This window comes from Vibrio sp. Y176 (assembly GCF_033438945.1).
The window spans coordinates 1-529 of record NZ_JAWOQS010001121.1; the positions used below are offsets into that span (position 1 = coordinate 1).

Sequence of the window (529 nt, forward strand, 5' to 3'; positions counted from 1 at the left end):
AAAGCGAAGAGATGATGGGGTTGATACGACGTCACCAACACTCTACGCACTTCGATGATCCTATTTTCGAACTAAAAAATGGCCAAGTTGAATACACTGAAAAACGTATTTTCACTGACCTGAATTGGCGCATAGATAAAGGACAACACTGGCAAATTAAAGGGCCAAACGGCTGTGGTAAAAGCACGTTATTGGGGCTGATATTTGGCGATCATCCACAATGCTACAGTAACGACATCCACATCTTCGGCAAGAAGCGAGGCTCTGGCGAAAGCATCTGGGAGATAAAACAGCATATTGGCATGGTCTCCTCTGCACTGCATCTTCAATACCGAGTGAATTGCAGCGCGTTAGAGGTCATTCTGTCTGGGTTCTACGACTCGATTGGCTTGTATAATCAGCCTTCGCGTAAAGAGATTGACGTAGCTAAAGAGTGGCTTGATATCTTACACATGCGTCACTACGAAAAGACGTCTTTCAAACAGTTGGAATACGGTCAGCAACGTTTGCTGTTGATCGCGCGCGCTAT

Annotated in this window: 1 protein-coding gene; it reads left to right on the plus strand. The window is 45.4% G+C overall.

All coding sequences use genetic code 11. The features are described from left to right. On the plus strand, positions 1–529 hold a 529-nt coding region (locus R7O13_RS30540; RefSeq protein WP_318305679.1), incomplete at both ends, for an ABC transporter ATP-binding protein.